The organism is Neobacillus bataviensis LMG 21833 (assembly GCF_000307875.1).
GTDB classification, from domain to species: domain Bacteria; phylum Bacillota; class Bacilli; order Bacillales; family Cytobacillaceae; genus Neobacillus; species Neobacillus bataviensis.
In genome coordinates, this window is the sequence record NZ_AJLS01000070.1 from 1 (window position 1) to 799 (window position 799).

The 799-nt window shown below is 50.9% G+C and carries 1 protein-coding gene and 1 pseudogene; both read left to right on the forward strand.

All coding sequences use genetic code 11. From position 1 onward, the window contains the following. Positions 1–526: pseudogene (locus BABA_RS27310) on the forward strand (hypothetical protein); the annotation flags it as partial. Positions 527–534: 8 nt separating this feature from the next. Further along, a partial coding sequence (locus BABA_RS28405) for a hypothetical protein (RefSeq protein ID WP_211214182.1) occupies positions 535–799 on the forward strand: 265 nt, incomplete at its 3' end.

The following is a 799-nucleotide window of genomic DNA, read 5'->3' on the forward strand; positions in this document are numbered from 1 at the left end:
TAAAGATACTGAAATCCATGCTCAAGGAGCAACTGGTTCTACTGGGGCAACTGGAGATACTGGGGCTCAAGGCGTTAAAGGTGATACTGGTGCAACTGGTAAAACTGGTCTCAAAGTTGACACGGGTGCAACAGGAGCAACTGGTAAAGATGGTCAATCTCCATTCATCGGTTCAAACAGCGACTGGTGGATTGGCAATGTTGATTTAGGTATCAAAGCCAAAGGCGATACTGGTGCGACCGGGGCTACTGGTGCGACTGGCGCTGCTGGTAAAGACGGAGCAACCCCTTATATTGGTGCTAATGGCGACTGGTATATCAACAACAAAGATAGCGGTATCCATGCTCAAGGCCCAACTGGGGCAACAGGAGCGACTGGAGCAACTGGTAAAAATGGTATTACTCCAGAAATTGGTGATAATGGCAACTGGTGGATTGGTTCTTATGATACTGGCGAATCAGCATTAGGCGCAACTGGGGCTACGGGAGCAACTGAACCTACCAGGTGCAGCTGGTACAGATGGTGATACTCCTTATGTTGGACCTGATGGTAACTGGTGGATTGGTGATACTGATACCGGACACAGCGCTAAAGGAGCAACCGGAGCAACTGGTCCTAAAGGTGATACAGGTGCAACAGGAACGACTGGGGTTCAAGGTCGTCCAGGAAATGATGGTGCGACCGGAGCTACAGGAAATACTGGTGCTACGGGTGCGACCGGACCTCAAGGACCTCAAGGTATCCGAGGACCTACTGGACCTACCGGTCCTAAAGGTGATACGGGTGCGACTGGTCCTAC